Below are 15,401 nucleotides of genomic sequence, written 5' to 3' on the forward strand. Positions count from 1 at the left end.
ATAGCCCCTCATCCCGCAGTACGCTTGCCGCTGGAGCGCAGCTTCCATGGCTTCTGCAGAAATGCGCCAAGCACATCTTTGAATCGGATCGGCGCTACAGGCTCCATATAGGGGTGGCCGAACGACTCCAGAGAACACAGGTACAGGAACATGCCGAGCATGCCGATGAAGAAACCGTACATGCCCAGTACAGACGCGCATATGAGCACAAGCAGCCGGAACAGACTGACCGCCCCCGCCAGCGACTGATTCACCAATGTGAATGTCGAGACAGCCGTCACCGCTGCGGCTACCAGCATCGTGGGCGAGGTCGCGCCTGCACGAATGGCTGCATCGCCGATAATGAGGCCTCCAACGACAGAGACGGTCTGCCCCACCGGCCGCGGCAATCGTACCCCTGCTTCCCGGAACAACTCGAATAGCAGCAGCATTAGGAACATCTCCATCGTGGCGGATAACGGCAAGCCGATGCGCGATATCGTGATCGTAGCCAGCAGCGTGAACGGCACCTGATCGGTATTGAATGATGACAGCGCGATCCAGAAGCCAGGGAGAAATATGCTGAACATCAGCCCCACTACCCGCAGCAGACGCTCAATAGACACATAGTAGAAGGGCAGATGCGCATCCTCAGGCGATTTGATCAGCAGCATCATATTGCCCGGACCGATCAGCGCTGCCGGAGACCCGTCCACCAAGATGGCGAATCTCCCCTTCATCAGCGCATGGACGACATAGTCCGGCCTTCCAATGTAATCGATGAGCGGGAAGAGTGCATAAGAGCGGTCCGCCAGCCTCTCCTCCAATTCTCCCGCACCGTGCAGAACGGATATATCAATCGCTTCCAATCTGCGTCTCGCTTCATCGATCGTACTGCTGCTGGCGCCATTCGCCATATACAGCAGGGCTACCTCCGTATTGGACTCCGTTCCGATCTTGAAATTTTCGACATATAAATTGGGGGTGCGAAGCCGCATTCGCACAAGCGCAATATTGATCGTCAAGCTTTCCACGAAGCCGTCCCTTGGTCCCTTCAACGAGAGCTCCATCGTCGACTCTTCCGGATTCCTTCCCGGCTGATGGGCAATATTGTGCTCGAAGAACCCTTCCCGGTCCGAGAATACGAGTATGACGCTGCCGGCGAACAACCTGGCGTACAGGTGGGATGCATTGTAACGGTCCAGCTCGATGAACCATTCACTGGGATGGGATACCGACTGGCTCTCTTCCTCGACGTCGGGCGATTGCCGGGACCAGCTCTCCAACCGGGGCATTAACCCCATATGAAACATATTGTTGTCTATTAAGCCGTTGCAATAGAACAGATTCACTTCCAACTCATGCCGGCATCCCAGCACGAGCTTCCGCTGGAACACATCCTGCGAATAGAGAAGCTTCTGGCGGAACGCTTCCAGCGTAACCGGCTTTTCGTCCCTCTTCTCCTTAGCCGCTTTCTCATTATCCAGCTCCGTTCCGTTCATGCCGTCCCCTCCTTGCCCTTGTTGATCATGCCGATGCCCGACAATACGATCGTCAACACGATCACGACCGGACCGATATACAGGAACATCTCCTTCATCCACTGCTTGTAAGGAATCATATTGCCGGCCCAATAGTAGGCGGACAGTCCCAGTACCGTCCCTGCAATGATTGCACCCGCCCATGGACGCTTCATCCGCCTCACCGGAGAGTACTCCAAGACGACGTACAGCAAGAGAGATACCCGGACAAGCGCTCCCGATAGCCACTGGAATATAGCGAAGAAATCGACATGCTCGAAGTATCGTCCGATCGTAACCAGCCTCCATTGCGAGAACGCGGGATATCTCATTTTCCCGGCTTCTTCAGGACCGAATTGCGATATCGCGCCCGTCAACGGACCGATCGTTAACAAGGCGAGCATAAATACCAGCAAGACGAGATGCTTCCGGCGCAGCCTCCCCCTCATATGATGCTGTACGAACAGCAGGATGAACAGCTCGCTGAAGGCGGAGATCGTGACAAGACATGCCTGCCAGACAGGAGCGTACCCGTGCTCCAGAACAGGGAGCAAGTAGCGATAATCCTTGTGGGGCAAATTGGTTGACATGACGAAATCGCCGAGTATGACGACGCCGGGAACGAGGATGCAGCTAATGTATGCGATCGTCCGCAAGCCCAGCATTACTGCATACAGGCATATGCTCAGAAAAGCGGCAATAACGATAGATATCGGGGTTCTTGGCAAATAGGTCGTTGATGTCCAGGAGGAGGTGACGGTTAACGTCTCTGTTCCCATAAACAGCAAATATACAAGAAAACCGATGATGAGCAAATAAGCAAAGAAGGGATGCATCCGCTGCTTCAGCCAATGATCAATACGCACGCCGTCAAGCTCATTCAGCAATCCGTAAAGCGGCAGAAGCGTCCAAGGCAAGATGATGAGCATCGCGAGAATAACGGAAATCCAGGCATCCCGGTGCGCAACCTCCAGCAGGAAAGGGGCGATCAGCACATGATTGACCAGTCCCCCGGACAATAGGATGATGGCAAGCAACGGCCATATGCCGAATGGCTTGATTGTCATTGTCATTCACTTCCTTCACAACCTAAAGGTTGCCCAGAAGTGAATGACCAGATTCATGAAAGGGTGGAAAAAAGAGTTATGCTTTCGTTCTCTGCGAAGCAAGAAACGGGGATATGAACCACCAGCCCAATATAGGCGATATGCCAACAGCAAGCATCAGCCAGGTGATTGCGGCTTCTGAATGATTGAATGGAAGAACGAACATGTACGCTGCGAGGCCTATCAATCGGCCAATCGTCAGCCCGCCTTCCCGAAGCACGACGAACTCCTCTCTCTCTGTCGCGCTCTGCTGGGACTGACCGATTAGATCGAATACGCGAGACGTCATCGGAATGATGTACAAGGGCATGAACAGCGAAGTGCCCACACCGAAAATAAGCAGCGTCGTATAGGTAACGCCGTTGAATAAAGGGAGTATAACGACTCCGAGCATAATGACGCCGACGAGCATCGCCCACTTGCGTCCGCCTTTCTTCAGCCATCTGCCGACAAGCCAGAAGCTGATCAGTGCGACGAATGAAGTGATGAGCGAATACATGCCCAGCTTGCTCTCATCTTTGGTCGCCGTATATACCGTCAGACCGACGAGGAACATAAATACGCCCTCTCTGATGCCTTGCGCCGCAATGGCAGGCAGCATTCGCCGCCAGGGATTGCCCTTCTCCTTCAATTGCAGCCAGCCATGCTTCCAATTGTAGGCTCCGTTCGCTTGCCGCTTCTTCAGGAAGAAGCTGAGTACGACACTTACAGTGAATATGGCTAGCGATATGCTGAAGATGATTCGGTAACCCTTCACCCCCTGCATCGAAGTAATCACAATACCCGATGTCCAGGGAGCGACGATGCCGGCTGCCGCCCCCAGCAATCCCGCCCAGCCGTTGAATCGGTCGCGCGTATCCGGCTCCGTAATTTCGAAATAGACAACATTGTAGGCAAGCCAAAACAATCCCCCGGCCAATCCGCTCAACATGCCGAGCGGGACGATCCAGCTTCGTGCCGCATCTCCCAGCACCAGCACCGCGCAATAGAATAAGCCTGACAACGCTATGCCAGCGCGCAGGCTATTCATCTTGTTATATTCTTTCACCCACTTGCCCGCCAGCCAGAACGTCAAGCCGCCTACGACGCATTGCGCCAGCGTGAACCAGCCAATAACCGAGTACGACTGACTTGCCTTCCATAAATATATCGGAAGAAAAGTGCCGGACAAGGCATTCGATACCCCATATAAAGCTTGTACAATGAGCAGCAGAACAGCTTGTTTCTCCAGAATTCTTGCCAAAACGCGACCTCCTGATCGACCGCTGCAGCGGTAAGCGAAATACGTTTTGTCAAGTAACATGCCCTGAAGACGCAGCATCCATCCCCCTGTTCTAATCCGCGAGCTTCTTCAGCATGTGAAGCCGCTCCTCAAGCGCAAGCTGCGAGGACGCATGATGGCAGGCTGGGCATATGTACCATTTCACATGGAAAGGATTGGGCAATATCGGCTGCCCGGTAGCTTCCGGCACGAATGGCTGGAAGTTGTCCCCTCCAATCGTCTGCATGCCCGCTTCCAGCATATATTCCCGGCAAGACGGACATTCCGGCGCTTCGTCCTGTTCATCGATGATGCGCTGCATGACGCTGCCTGCGGCAAGCATGCTTCGGCTCGTCCGGGTATAGCCTTCTTCGTCTTCCAGCCACCTTTCATCGGAGCCTTCTTCGTTATCCGTTCCGCTTGGTTCCGCTGGGTCGTCCATTCCCACTTCAACCGATCTGTAGCCGCCCAGCTCGTTCTCGCAATGCGGGCAATGCGATTCCGGCCCGATCTCCTCATCCCATACGATTTCTGTTGCACACCATGGACATAACTGCCGATCTTCCATTATTCACGACTTCCTTTCTTATGCATACCGTCAACTTTTATCCGTTAAATACCATATACAAGACGCCGAAGGCGAAAAACAGTATCGCCACTACGAGCAATATTCTCCACAAATACTCCATACTAGCTCCTCCCGGCTATATCTTGGCATTATATCATCACGCTGGCTCCGATGACATATGACAAGGCAATGGAAATGATCATTGCAATGAACCCCACTGCACGATTGTCGTTCGCAATCTCCTCATCAATCCGGAATACGGGCGTGAGGAACTCGAACAAGAAATATGCGATCAGCAAAATGATAAAGCCGTATGCTCCCCAAATCAGAAACTGGTAGATGGAATCGTTCGCTTCGATGGAGAAGCGAAAGATGTTGCATATGCCGAATATTTTGCCTCCGGTTGCCATCGCTACGGAAACATTGCCCTGCTTAATCTCTCCCCAGCACTTATACTTGGTGACAAGCTCAAATAAGGAAAGGAATACAATCAGCGATAGCACCGCAACCGACACATAGACTATAGTAGCAGCGTAAGGATTCGTCAGCAGCATATCGATATCCGTATCCATGCTTCATTCCCCTCTTTCTGTCTTGATCCTATTTCAACTCGGCGACGGTAACCCCAATGCCGCCTTCCCCGTAATTTCCGCTGCGGAAGCTCTTCACATGGCTGTGCTTTCGCAAATATTGCTGGATGCCCGTGCGCAAAACTCCTGTTCCTTTGCCATGAATAAGGTACACCTGCCCCATTCCGGCGAGGAACGATTCGTCCAGGAACCGGTCAACCTCCATCAGCGCCTCCTCGAGACTTTCGCCTCGCAAATCCAACTCCATCTTCACATCGTCGCCTCGCGTGCGCTTCAGGCTGGCGGCATTCTTGACGGGGGCGTGAGCGGCCGGCTGCTTCGCCTTAATAAGCTCCAAGTCCTGAAGCGGAACCTTCATCTTCAGAATGCCCAGCTGCACGGTTGCTTCCGAGCCATGCATCTCCGCGATAAAACCCTTCTGATTCAGACTGTGCACCTTCACCTCATCGCCTGCTTCGAGCTTCTCCGGCTTGCCTGCGGGTGACGAGGCACGCATCCGTTCTGATTCCTTCGGAGCAGCTTCCTCCAGCTTGCGGCGGGCTTCAATTAGCTTGTGCTCCTTGATGGATGCCCCTTCCTCCAGCGCCTGCTTCCTGAGATCGGCAATAATCGACTCGGCTTCGGCCTTCGCCTTGACAAGCACCTGACGCGCCTCTGCCTTCGACTTCTCAAGCAGCTTGTCCTTCTGTTCCTGGAACCGCTCGCGCTCGGCCTCGAGCTTCGCTCTCAGCTCCTCCGTCTCGCGCCGCAGCGCTTCAGCCGTCTGACGCTCCGATTCGGCGCTCAGACGATTCTCCTCCAGCGAGGCAATCATGCTCTCTACCCGCTGATCCTCCTCACTCACCTCTCCGGCAGCCCGATCGATGATGGATCGGTGGAGTCCCAGCCGCTCTGCAATGGCGAATGCATTGCTTCGTCCCGGCACACCTACGAGCAGGCGGTATGTCGGACTTAATGTCGCTACATCGAATTCCATGCTGGCGTTAATGACGCCCTTGCGGTTATACGCATATGCCTTCAGTTCGCTGTAATGCGTCGTGGCGACGATTCGGCAGCCTCTGGCATGAACATGCTCCAGAATGGCGATCGCCAGCGCGGAGCCTTCCGCCGGATCGGTACCGGCGCCAAGCTCGTCAAGCAGCACCAGGCTCTTCGAGGTCATCTCCCCGAGAATGGATATAATGTTCGTCAGATGGCTGGAGAACGTACTCAAGCTCTGCTCAATGCTCTGTTCGTCGCCGATATCGGCGTAGATGGCATCGAATACACATAGCTGGCTGCCTTCCTCCGCAGGTACGAACAGGCCCGACATGGCCATCAAGCTCAGCAGCCCGATCGTCTTCAGTGAGACCGTCTTGCCGCCTGTATTGGGGCCAGTCACAATAATGCTGCTGTAGGAATTGCCCAGCTCCACATCAAGCGGAACGACCTTGGCCTGCTCGATCAGCGGATGGCGGCCTCGCTTCAGCTTAATGAAGCCCCTGTCGTTCATTCGCGGGCGGGAAGCTTTCATCGCATGGGCAAGTCTCGCCTTGGCGAAAGTGAAGTCGAGCTGCCCCAGAATGTCGGAGTTGATTAGCAGATCATCGGCGTATTCCGCTACCGCAGCCGTAAGCTTCTGCAATATTTTCTCGATCTCCCTTATTTCGGATGCTTTCAGCTCGCGCAGCTTGTTGTTCATGGCTACGATCGCTTCCGGCTCGATGAACAGCGTGGCTCCGGAGCCGGACTGATCGTGTACGATGCCGCCGAAGTTGGAGCGGTATTCCGCTTTCACGGGAATGACGAAGCGATCCCCCCGCAGGGTCACTATTGCATCTTGCAGCATCTTCTGCACCGAAGAGGAACGAACCATCGCCTCCAGCTTCTCCCTGATGCGCGATTCGCCGGAGCGGAGCTCGCGCCTGATGGAAGCAAGCTCCACGCTCGCGCTGTCGAGCACTTCCGCTTCTTCGCCGATACAAGCGAATATTTGATCCTCTATCGCTTTGTGCTCCTGTATGTTGTCGGCAAGGCTTCGGAGCAGCGGGATGGGATGACCTTCATGAATAGCCGCAATATGCTTTTTGACGCGGCGTCCGCCTCTGGAGGTAGAGCCGATGCTCAGCAGCTCCGATGGATTCAGTGTGCCTCCGATCTTCGAGCGGTGCAGCGCAGAGCGTATATCCACGACTCCGCCGAACGGAGCGCTTCCCTTCAGCCTGTCCGCCGCATAGGCCTCATCGGTAGTCTGCAGCATTTCCTTTACGGACTCCAGCTCACTTACCGGCTTAAGCTCCATTGCAGCCGATTTGCCCAGCGATGTGGCGGCATGCTGAACTAATTTATCTATAATTTTGCTGTATTCCAATGTTTTCAGTATTTTTCCGTTCAAGCCTAACACTCCTCTCGCCATTATATTATAGCCGATGACTGAACCCGTTGCACGGGCGGAAATCGTTTAAAGCGTCGGCGAAGCATAATTTATGTCAATACGGTCACACTAATAGCGCATGAACCGCTGCATGAAAGTTCCTTTCGTACAGCGATTAAAAGGATATACGTCCACCAAATTTGAAGGAGGAATACCATAATGACGTTCTTGGGACATGTTGTCCGATTTATTGTATCGGCATTGGTTTTAATGGTAGTAGGCTGGATTGTTCCTCAATTTAGTGTCGGCGGATTTTGGAGCGCACTATTCCTCGCTCTGGTCATCGCAGTGCTTGGCTGGATCGTTGAGGCCATATTCGGCAAAAAAGTAACTCCGTTCGGAAGGGGCATCGTGGGCTTCCTCGCGAGCGCAGCCGTTATCTGGGTAGCCCAGTTCGTCGTCAGCGGCGTAAGTGTGTCCTGGTTAGGCGCCATACTGGCAGCGCTGGCCATCGGGATTATCGATCTGTTCATTCCCGTCAGCACGCCTTATGAAGCGGGCAGAAGCCGCAACGATTAGATACAGGTTACTTATCGGGAGCATCGCTGCTGCCAATCAGTTACAACCAATGGGTACTGCAATCGGTGCTACAATCGGTACTACAATCGGTGCAGGTGCAGACATCCTTACAGACAATCGCTACAGCCAATCGTTACAACCAGCGCTACTGAATCGCTACAGCCAATAGTTACAACCAACGCTACTGAATCGCTACAGCTAATCGTTACAACCAGCGCTACTGAATCGCTACAGTCAATCGTTACAACCAGCGCTACTGAATCGCTACAGCCAATGTGCGTTTGCTCCATCGCAATGTGACGGATCTGAGAAGCCTTCATGCCGATTATGATCCTTCATCCTTTCCAATCAACGACCGTTTCAGCCCATGCTTCCGTCGCCAACGGACATGGGCCATTCTTTTTTCAACTTACTGTCATGATGTTGTCACATAGTCGCCATAACTCATGTATAAAGCTGTGATATTCTTCGCTACAATGATTATGAATAGAAGCTTTATAGCTATTTATTGACAGGAAGGAGAATCTCTATAATGAAGAAATGGGTCGTATTTATTTCAATTTTGAGCATTGCGCTTGTAGTTGCTGCGTGCGGTGCCAACTCTGGCGGCAATAAGCCTGCTGGCGGTACAGCAGAAGGAAGTGGCGAAGAGAATTCCGCTCCGGCCAGCTCCGGTTCAGGTCTGACGATTACGGCATCTAACTGGGAATTCGATAAAGAGGAGTACAAAATTAAAGCCGGCGAAAAAATCGATTTGACATTCAAGTCTATTGATGGCGTACATGGCATGACCATTATGAAAACGGATTATAAGAACATAGGCATGGACGAAACTGTCGCTGTCAAAATTGACGAACCTGGCACATACAACATCGTTTGCTCCGTCTCGTGCGGCGTTGGCCACGCAAAAATGCGGGCGAAGCTCATAGTGGAATAGCGCCATTACCGTTGTCTTGTCTGACTTGCCTAACTTATCCAACCAATGTTGCCCAAGGTTAAAGAAAGAAGCGACATAACCTGCAAGGCGCTGTAGAGAAAGTAGAAGCTACTTTCCCCTCAGCGCCTTGATTTGTTTAATACATCCACCTCTATCCAGCATTGAACGAAAATGTACAGAAAGATCGTACAAGTGATCCGGTTGACTACCTTTTCCCACCTGCTTTGTATGAATAATCGTACAGGCGCTCCTGTTAACTACCTTTTCCCACCTGTTTTGTATGAATAATCGTACAAAAGTGTTGGGGCGAGCATCTGAGGCGAGTGGTTTGTATGAAAAATCGTACAAAAGTGGTGGATCGAGCGGCTGGAGCGAGTGGTTTGTATGAAAAATCGTACAAAAGTGGTGGATCGAGCGGCGGAGCGGGTGGTTTGTATGAAAAAACATACAAAAGTGGTGGATCGAGCGGCGGAGCGAGTGGTTTGTATGAAAATTCGTACAAAAGTGGTGGATCGAGCGGCTGGAGCGAGTGGTTTGTATGAAAATTCGTACAAAAGTGGTGGATCGAGCGGCTGGAGCGGGGGGTTTGTATGAAAAAACATACAAAAGTGGTGGATCGAGCGGCTGGAGCGAGTGGTTTGTATGAATAATCGTACAAGTGCTCCAGTTGATTACCCTTTCGCACCTGCTTTGTACGAAAACAACAATGGCCTTTTGGTCACAACTCCAGTATGTAGATGAAATACCGGTACAAAATCCATTTAGGGGGTGTCCCTTGTCGTCGATTACCGACATTCAGGACACCCCCTAATCCATCCCATTCTAATTTCAATATGATCTCGAGATACAGTTGCTTAACTTTGCTCAATCAGCTCGATCCACTCGTTGAACTCTGTCTGAAGTTTTGAATACTCCGTCTTCAGCTTGCGATGCTCTTCCAACAGCTCGGCAAGCTCTTGCTCGACACGACCCTTCTGCCGGGCCGCATCGAGCTGTTCATGCTGGAGTTCATCCAACTTCTCCTGCCAGCTTTGTTCAAGATCGGTAGCGGATGCCGCTTCTTGCATCGCCAGCTCCAATCGTTCGCGCAATTCATCCTCCTGCGCTGTCATGGCGAGCTCCGCTTGCTTCAATCGTCTCGCTTCTTCTTCCGCCTCTTGAGCTAAGCTCTTCTGTTCCTCTAACTCCTTGGCCAGCTGTTCTTCACGTTCCATCATGGAAGACAGTTGACCCGATGCCAGCCGCTCGCGGGCAGCCGTCAATTCCAGCTGACCGATTAATTCCTCTTCCTTCTCTTGACGCTCGACCAGTTGCTTCTGCCAATCCTGCTCCATCGCCTCCAGCTTGAACAGTTTCTTCTTATAGTCAGCCAACTCTTCCGAGTGCTGGTGGAGACCGTCCTGCAATTGGTCTTTCAGCTTTTCAATCGTCGCCTTAAACTCTGCGATTTCCTGATCATGATCATGTGCGAGCTGATGCTGCTTCCCCTCAAGTGCCGCTTGCCATTGCTTGCGCTGCTCAGCCAGCTCGGCCTCTGCAGTAGCCAAAAGCTCTTCAAGCTGCGCGTCCAGTTCCACCTGGGCTTCGCGCTTCAGCTCCGCGCGCTGCTCGCCAAACTTCGCTGCCGCTTCGCGCTCCAGCTCCGCGCGCTGCTCGCCAAGCTTCGCCTCCGACGCGCGCTCCAGCTCCGCGCGCTGATCGTCCAGCTTCGCCTCCGACTCGCGCTCCAGCTCCGCGCGCTGCTCGCCAAGCTTCGCTGCCGCTTCGCGCTCCAGCTCCGCACGCTGCTCGTCCAGCTTCGCCGCCGACTCGCGCTCCAGCTCCGCTCTCTGCTCGCTCAGCTTTGCCTCCGACTCGCGCTCCAGCTCCGCTCTCTGCTCGCTCAGCTTCGCCTCCGACTCGCGCTCCAGCTCCGCGCGCTGATCGTCCAGCTTCGCCTCCGACTCGCGCTCCAGCTCCGCGCGCTGCTCGCCAAGCTTCGCTGCCGACTCGCGCTCCAGCTCCGCGCGCTGCTCGCTCAGCTTCGCCTCCGACTCGCGCTCCAGCTCCGCGCGCTGCTCGCCAAGCTTCGCTGCCGCTTCGCGCTCCAGCTCCGCGCGCTGATCGTCCAGCTTCGCCTCCGACTCGCGCTCCAGCTCCGCGCGCTGATCGTCCAGCTTCGCCTCCGACTCGCGCTCCAGCTCCGCGCGCTGATCGCTCAGCTTCGCCTCCGACTCGCGCTCCAGCTCCGCGCGCTGATCGTCCAGCTTCGCCTCCGACTCGCGCTCCAGTTCCGCGCGCTGCTCGTCCAGCTTCGCCTCCGACTCGCGCTTCAGCTCCGCGCGCTGCTCGCTCTGCTTCGCCTCTGCCGCGCGCTCCAGCTCCGCGCGCTGCTCGCTCAGCTTCGCCTCCGACTCGCGCTCCAGCTCCGCACGCTGCTCGACCAGCTTCGCCTCCGACTCGCGCTCCAGCTCCGCGCGTTGCTCGCTCAGCTCTGCTGCGGACCGGCCTTCCAGCTCCTCATGATCGATTTGCAGCTGCAAATACAACTCCTCGTACTCGCTGCATTTATGTACAAGCTGCTCAATTCGCTTGCTATGCTTTTCTGCCGTATCAGCAAGCTGCTCCATATCATCCTTCGCAGAACGAAGCTGCTCCTGTTGCTCTTCCCGTTCCTGCTCCAATTGTGCAATCGTGCCTCTAAGCGACTCTTCCTGCTCCATCGCCGTTACCAGCTGCTCATCGGCAAGCGCAATCCGATGCTCCAATGTCGACTTTTCGGCTGTGTGCGCTTCTTCCAGCTGCGTCAGCTTCGTACGCAATCCGGCAAGCTCTCCCTCCAGCTCAACAATCCGGTCCTTGCATTGCTCCTTCTCCCGTACTGCCGCAGCATAATCGGATTCAAGCGCGCTGTAATCCGCCGTATTCTTTTCAATAGCTGCTTGCAATTCCGACTTCTCCCGCTCAAGCCGCGCCACGTTCTCCTGCAGTTTGTCTCGTTCCTGCAGCCAATTGCTTCGTCTGCGCTCCAGATCCTCCTTGAAGCCGGCTTCCTTCTTCAGCAGTTCCTCCTTTTGGAGCTCTTCCATTAGTTGCGCTTCCTGATCGGCCGCTAACCGCTTCTCCTCGGCCGCTTGTTCCCACTCATGCTCTCTTTGCTCCCATTTCTGCTGCCACTCTTCATGAACCCGCGACTTCTCCGATTCGGTCGCTTTCGCATACTCTTCCTGCTGCTGCCGGCGTTCATCGGCGATACTCGCAAGTGCTTTCTCCTTCTCCTCGGCAAGCTGGGCAATGATCCGATCTTTCTCGTTCGCCTGCTTCGCAAGCTCAGTCTCCAGCTTTCCTTTCAGACCGACAAGCTCCGTCTTTTTCTCCATCGTAAGCTTCTGGGTCAATCTTTCAATCGCCTGGTTTTTCTCCTGCTCCTGCTCCTTCAGCTTTGCGTCGCGAGCCTGCAGCTCTGCTGTCGCCTTCTCTCTTTGCTGCTTCAGCTGCTCCTCCAGATCGGACTTCACCTTGGCAAGCTCCTGCTCTGCCGCCTTCACCAGCTCTGCCTGTTTATCCTTTGCTTGCTGTTCTACTCGGCTTGCATTTGCCTGCATCTGCTCGATACGGATTTTTTCTTTCTCCAATTGATCTTCCAGAGCATGCATTCGGGCTTCCTCTTCTTGCAGCTGTGCATTATCGCGTCTTAGCCTGAACACTTCTTCCGTTATTTGAACAGCAGACAGCACTGCCAGCTTTTGCGTATCCAGCATAGGATAGCTCTTGGCCAGCTTTCGCATGCTTTCGTCGATCGACGTCGCCACTTTCTTCATGTAGTCCGCATTGGAATGACCTTTAATCTTATACTGAATGCCATATATATCAACAGTTACAACAACTTGATCAGCTTCCATTCGCTGTTCCCCCCAATCTTCAAGCCGAGAACGCCCTAGCCCGCATCTCATCGCGGCATGCCGGTTATATGCGTCATCAATATGCGCCTGTCAGCAGGCAATAATCGTCAATTTTTGATGCAGAAAAAGCCGCATCGGCGTTCACTAGGAACTTATTCGATGCGGCTTAGGAGGTTTCCTGCTTATTTACGCAATTCCGCTCCAAAAGATTGTTCCAATATTTGCACAATCTTCCCGTGCCGTTCCGTTACCTCTTCATCGGTCAAAGTGCGTTCCTCATGACGGTAGACGAGCGATATCGCAACGCTCTTCTTGCCTGCGCCAAGACGATCTCCCGTATACACATCAAATACAGATACGGATTCCAGCAGATCTCCCGCCGCTTGACTAGCGGCATCGGTCAAGCTTGCAGCCGGCACCGCTTCGTCAACGACTACGGCAATATCACGCTGCATGGATGGATAACGCGGCAGCAGCTTATAGACAATCTCTCTATCTGCCATCTCGAACACATGCTCCAGATCAAGCTCCAGCAAATACGTGTCCGCCAGATCGAATCCAAGCTGCAGCTCCGGATGCAGCTGGCCTACGTAGCCAATGCATGGTTTTCCATTATCCGTATTTAGCATAACGGCTGCCGTTCTGCCCGGATGGAAGCCTTCCGGCGCCGCTGCTTCGTAGGAGACGTCAGTCGTCATTCCCAGCACATGGAACACCGTTTCCAATATGCCCTTGGCGTCAAAGAAATCATAAGCCTCAGGCTTGCTGTTCCATTGCTTGCTTCCCTTGTCCCCCGTCAGCATGGCTGCGAAGCGGCTCCGTTCGTCAGGCTGGCGGGTAATCGTCTCTTCATCCGTATGATACACGCTGCCGATTTCGAACAGTGCAAGCGATTCGTTCTTGCGATTGCGGTTATACGTTGCCGTATCGAGCAGACCGGCGATTAACGTCGTTCGCAGCACGCTCCGCTCCTCGCTCATCGGCATTGCCAGCCGCACGGGCACTGTATTTTCGCACAACGCCGGGAACAATGACGCTCTAGCCGGGCTTGTGAATGAATAGTTGATGACTTCGTTCATGCCCGCACTGGTCAACCGCTTGCGGATCTCGCGGCGAATGCTTTGCGATTTCGTCAGAGCACCGGGAATAACCTCTCCCAGAATAGGTGTCGTCGGAATATTATCGTAGCCGTAGAGACGGGCGATCTCCTCGATCACATCCACATCCCGCGTAATATCGCTGCGTCTTGTCGGCGCCTGCACCTGGAAGACGTCGTCGACGGACAGCTCGTACGGAAATTGCAGACGGCCCAGAATCGTCCGCACCTCCAGGCTGGACAAGTCAGTACCGAGATAGGCATTCAATTTCGCCATCGACAAAGCGATAGGAGCAGCCTGCGCTTGAGGAACAGCCGCTTCCGCAATGCCGTCTGTCACAAGGCCGTCAGCCAGCTCGGCGATTAACGCCGCGGCGCGGTTCAGAGCAGGGATGACTCTGGCAGGATCTACTTCCTTCTCGAAGCGCATGCTGGACTCCGAACGAAGTCCCAACTGGCGCGATGTTTTGCGAATCGTGCCGCCATCGAATTTGGCCGACTCCAGCAAAATATTGACCGTCGCATCGGTCACCTCCGTGCTTGCACCGCCCATCACGCCCGCAAGCCCGATCGGCGCGGAGTCATCGGCAATGACGAGCATATGCGGCTCAAGCTTGCGCTCTTGATCGTCCAGCGTCACCAGCGTCTCGCCTTCTCGGGCAAGACGTACGACAATTCGTCCGCCAGGAATGCGATCCGCATCGAAGGCATGCAGCGGCTGTCCGTATTCCAGCATCACGTAGTTCGTAACGTCTACCACATTGTTGATTGGCCGGATACTTGCCGCCATCAGGCGGTTGCGCAGCCATTGCGGCGACGGGCCGATCTTCACATTTTTAATATAACGTGCGGAGTAGTGCGAGCACTGCTCTGTCGCCAGAACGGTGACGGAGACATGGTCGGCTGTACGCTCAGCAGCGTCGTACACATACGTCTCGGGTAACTTGACTTCGCGTCCCGTTAATGCGGCTACTTCATATGCAGTCCCGATCATGCTAAGGCAATCGGAACGGTTCGGCGTCAGATCCAGCTCCAGCACTTCATCGTTCAGCCCCAGCACCGCCTCAATCGGCGTACCGATCGGCGTCGCTTCCGGCAGAACGAGAATGCCTTCCTGCTGCTCCTTCGACAGCAGCTTGTCGTTCATGCCCAGCTCCTTCGCGGAACAGATCATGCCTTGCGATTCCACGCCACGAAGCTTGGCGCGCTTGATCTTGAAATCGCCGGGCAGCTTGGCGCCGACGACAGCAACGGGAACGAGCTGGCCGGCATCCACGTTTTTGGCGCCGCAGACGATTTGCAGCAGCTCTTCTCCGCCCACGTCCACTTTACAGACATTCAATTTGTCCGCGTCAGGATGCTTCTCCTTCTCTTTCACCAATCCTACAACCACGCCTGTTACGCCCTTATTGAGCTTCTCCACGACATCAATCTCGATGCCGCCGCGCGTCATGCGCTCTGCCAGCTCCTCCGCCGGCAGTCCGTTCAAATCGATATATTCATTCAACCATGAATAGGATACCTTCATCTC

At 54.2% G+C, this 15,401-nt stretch carries 11 protein-coding genes; 3 read left to right on the forward strand and 8 right to left on the reverse strand.

All coding sequences use genetic code 11. The annotated features are described in order from the left end of the window. Positions 1 to 8 precede the first annotated feature (8 nt). The 6 genes from M6D81_RS16510 to M6D81_RS16535 form a co-directional block, all read right to left on the reverse strand. A complete protein-coding gene (locus M6D81_RS16510) occupies positions 9 to 1,481 on the reverse strand; it encodes a spore germination protein (RefSeq protein WP_262678017.1) in 1,473 nt (490 codons plus the stop codon). Then, on the reverse strand, positions 1,478 to 2,566 hold the full coding sequence (locus M6D81_RS16515) for a GerAB/ArcD/ProY family transporter (RefSeq protein ID WP_262678018.1): 1,089 nt from the start codon (positions 2,564 to 2,566) through the stop codon (positions 1,478 to 1,480). Before M6D81_RS16515 ends, M6D81_RS16510 begins: the two co-directional genes overlap by 4 nt. A gap of 76 nt (positions 2,567 to 2,642) precedes the next feature. Continuing rightward, complete coding sequence (locus M6D81_RS16520) at positions 2,643 to 3,848, reverse strand: MFS transporter (RefSeq protein ID WP_262678019.1); 1,206 nt, start codon at positions 3,846 to 3,848, stop codon at positions 2,643 to 2,645. A gap of 91 nt (positions 3,849 to 3,939) precedes the next feature. Beyond that, positions 3,940 to 4,434 (reverse strand): hypothetical protein, encoded by a 495-nt coding sequence (locus M6D81_RS16525; RefSeq protein WP_262678020.1) that lies wholly within the window; start codon positions 4,432 to 4,434, stop codon positions 3,940 to 3,942. A 149-nt stretch (positions 4,435 to 4,583) separates the two neighbouring features. After that, the gene (locus M6D81_RS16530; protein WP_262678021.1) at positions 4,584 to 5,006 is read right to left on the reverse strand and encodes a DUF350 domain-containing protein; all 423 of its coding nucleotides are present in this window, start codon (positions 5,004 to 5,006) and stop codon (positions 4,584 to 4,586) included. 28 nt (positions 5,007 to 5,034) lie between these two features. Next, positions 5,035 to 7,398 (reverse strand): endonuclease MutS2, encoded by a 2,364-nt coding sequence (locus M6D81_RS16535; protein WP_262678022.1) that lies wholly within the window; start codon positions 7,396 to 7,398, stop codon positions 5,035 to 5,037. A gap of 198 nt (positions 7,399 to 7,596) precedes the next feature. Here M6D81_RS16535 and M6D81_RS16540 point away from each other — a divergent pair, with 198 nt between their 5' ends. From M6D81_RS16540 to M6D81_RS16550, 3 genes are all read left to right on the forward strand, one after another. Beyond that, on the forward strand, positions 7,597 to 7,956 hold the full coding sequence (locus M6D81_RS16540; protein WP_262678023.1) for a phage holin family protein: 360 nt from the start codon (positions 7,597 to 7,599) through the stop codon (positions 7,954 to 7,956). 532 nt (positions 7,957 to 8,488) lie between these two features. Further along, the gene (locus M6D81_RS16545) at positions 8,489 to 8,893 is read left to right on the forward strand and encodes a cupredoxin domain-containing protein (protein ID WP_262678024.1); all 405 of its coding nucleotides are present in this window, start codon (positions 8,489 to 8,491) and stop codon (positions 8,891 to 8,893) included. Positions 8,894 to 9,225: 332 nt separating this feature from the next. Beyond that, on the forward strand, positions 9,226 to 9,435 hold the full coding sequence (locus M6D81_RS16550) for a hypothetical protein (RefSeq protein WP_262678025.1): 210 nt from the start codon (positions 9,226 to 9,228) through the stop codon (positions 9,433 to 9,435). A gap of 312 nt (positions 9,436 to 9,747) precedes the next feature. Here the strand turns inward: M6D81_RS16550 and zapA are convergent, their stop codons facing one another. Together zapA and pheT are read right to left on the reverse strand one after the other, a co-directional pair. Next, complete coding sequence (gene zapA, locus M6D81_RS16555; protein ID WP_262678026.1) at positions 9,748 to 12,774, reverse strand: cell division protein ZapA; 3,027 nt, start codon at positions 12,772 to 12,774, stop codon at positions 9,748 to 9,750. A gap of 182 nt (positions 12,775 to 12,956) precedes the next feature. Then, on the reverse strand, positions 12,957 to 15,398 hold the full coding sequence (pheT, locus tag M6D81_RS16560; protein WP_262678027.1) for a phenylalanine--tRNA ligase subunit beta: 2,442 nt from the start codon (positions 15,396 to 15,398) through the stop codon (positions 12,957 to 12,959). Between the last annotated feature and the right edge of the window lie 3 nt (positions 15,399 to 15,401).

This window comes from Paenibacillus sp. J5C2022 (genome assembly GCF_025567625.1).
Taxonomy (GTDB): domain Bacteria; phylum Bacillota; class Bacilli; order Paenibacillales; family Paenibacillaceae; genus Pristimantibacillus.

Excerpts from the sequence above, each read along its gene's own strand:
- M6D81_RS16530 (WP_262678021.1), bottom strand. The coding sequence starts at position 5,006 with ATGGATACGGATATCGATATGCTGCTGACGAATCCTTACGCTGCTACT.
- M6D81_RS16510 (WP_262678017.1), bottom strand. The coding sequence starts at position 1,481 with ATGAACGGAACGGAGCTGGATAATGAGAAAGCGGCTAAGGAGAAGAGG.
- M6D81_RS16545 (WP_262678024.1), top strand. The coding sequence starts at position 8,489 with ATGAAGAAATGGGTCGTATTTATTTCAATTTTGAGCATTGCGCTTGTA.
- M6D81_RS16540 (WP_262678023.1), top strand. The coding sequence starts at position 7,597 with ATGACGTTCTTGGGACATGTTGTCCGATTTATTGTATCGGCATTGGTT.
- pheT (WP_262678027.1), bottom strand. The coding sequence starts at position 15,398 with ATGAAGGTATCCTATTCATGGTTGAATGAATATATCGATTTGAACGGA.
- M6D81_RS16515 (WP_262678018.1), bottom strand. The coding sequence starts at position 2,566 with ATGACAATCAAGCCATTCGGCATATGGCCGTTGCTTGCCATCATCCTA.
- M6D81_RS16550 (WP_262678025.1), top strand. The coding sequence starts at position 9,226 with ATGAAAAATCGTACAAAAGTGGTGGATCGAGCGGCTGGAGCGAGTGGT.
- zapA (WP_262678026.1), bottom strand. The coding sequence starts at position 12,774 with ATGGAAGCTGATCAAGTTGTTGTAACTGTTGATATATATGGCATTCAG.
- M6D81_RS16525 (WP_262678020.1), bottom strand. The coding sequence starts at position 4,434 with ATGGAAGATCGGCAGTTATGTCCATGGTGTGCAACAGAAATCGTATGG.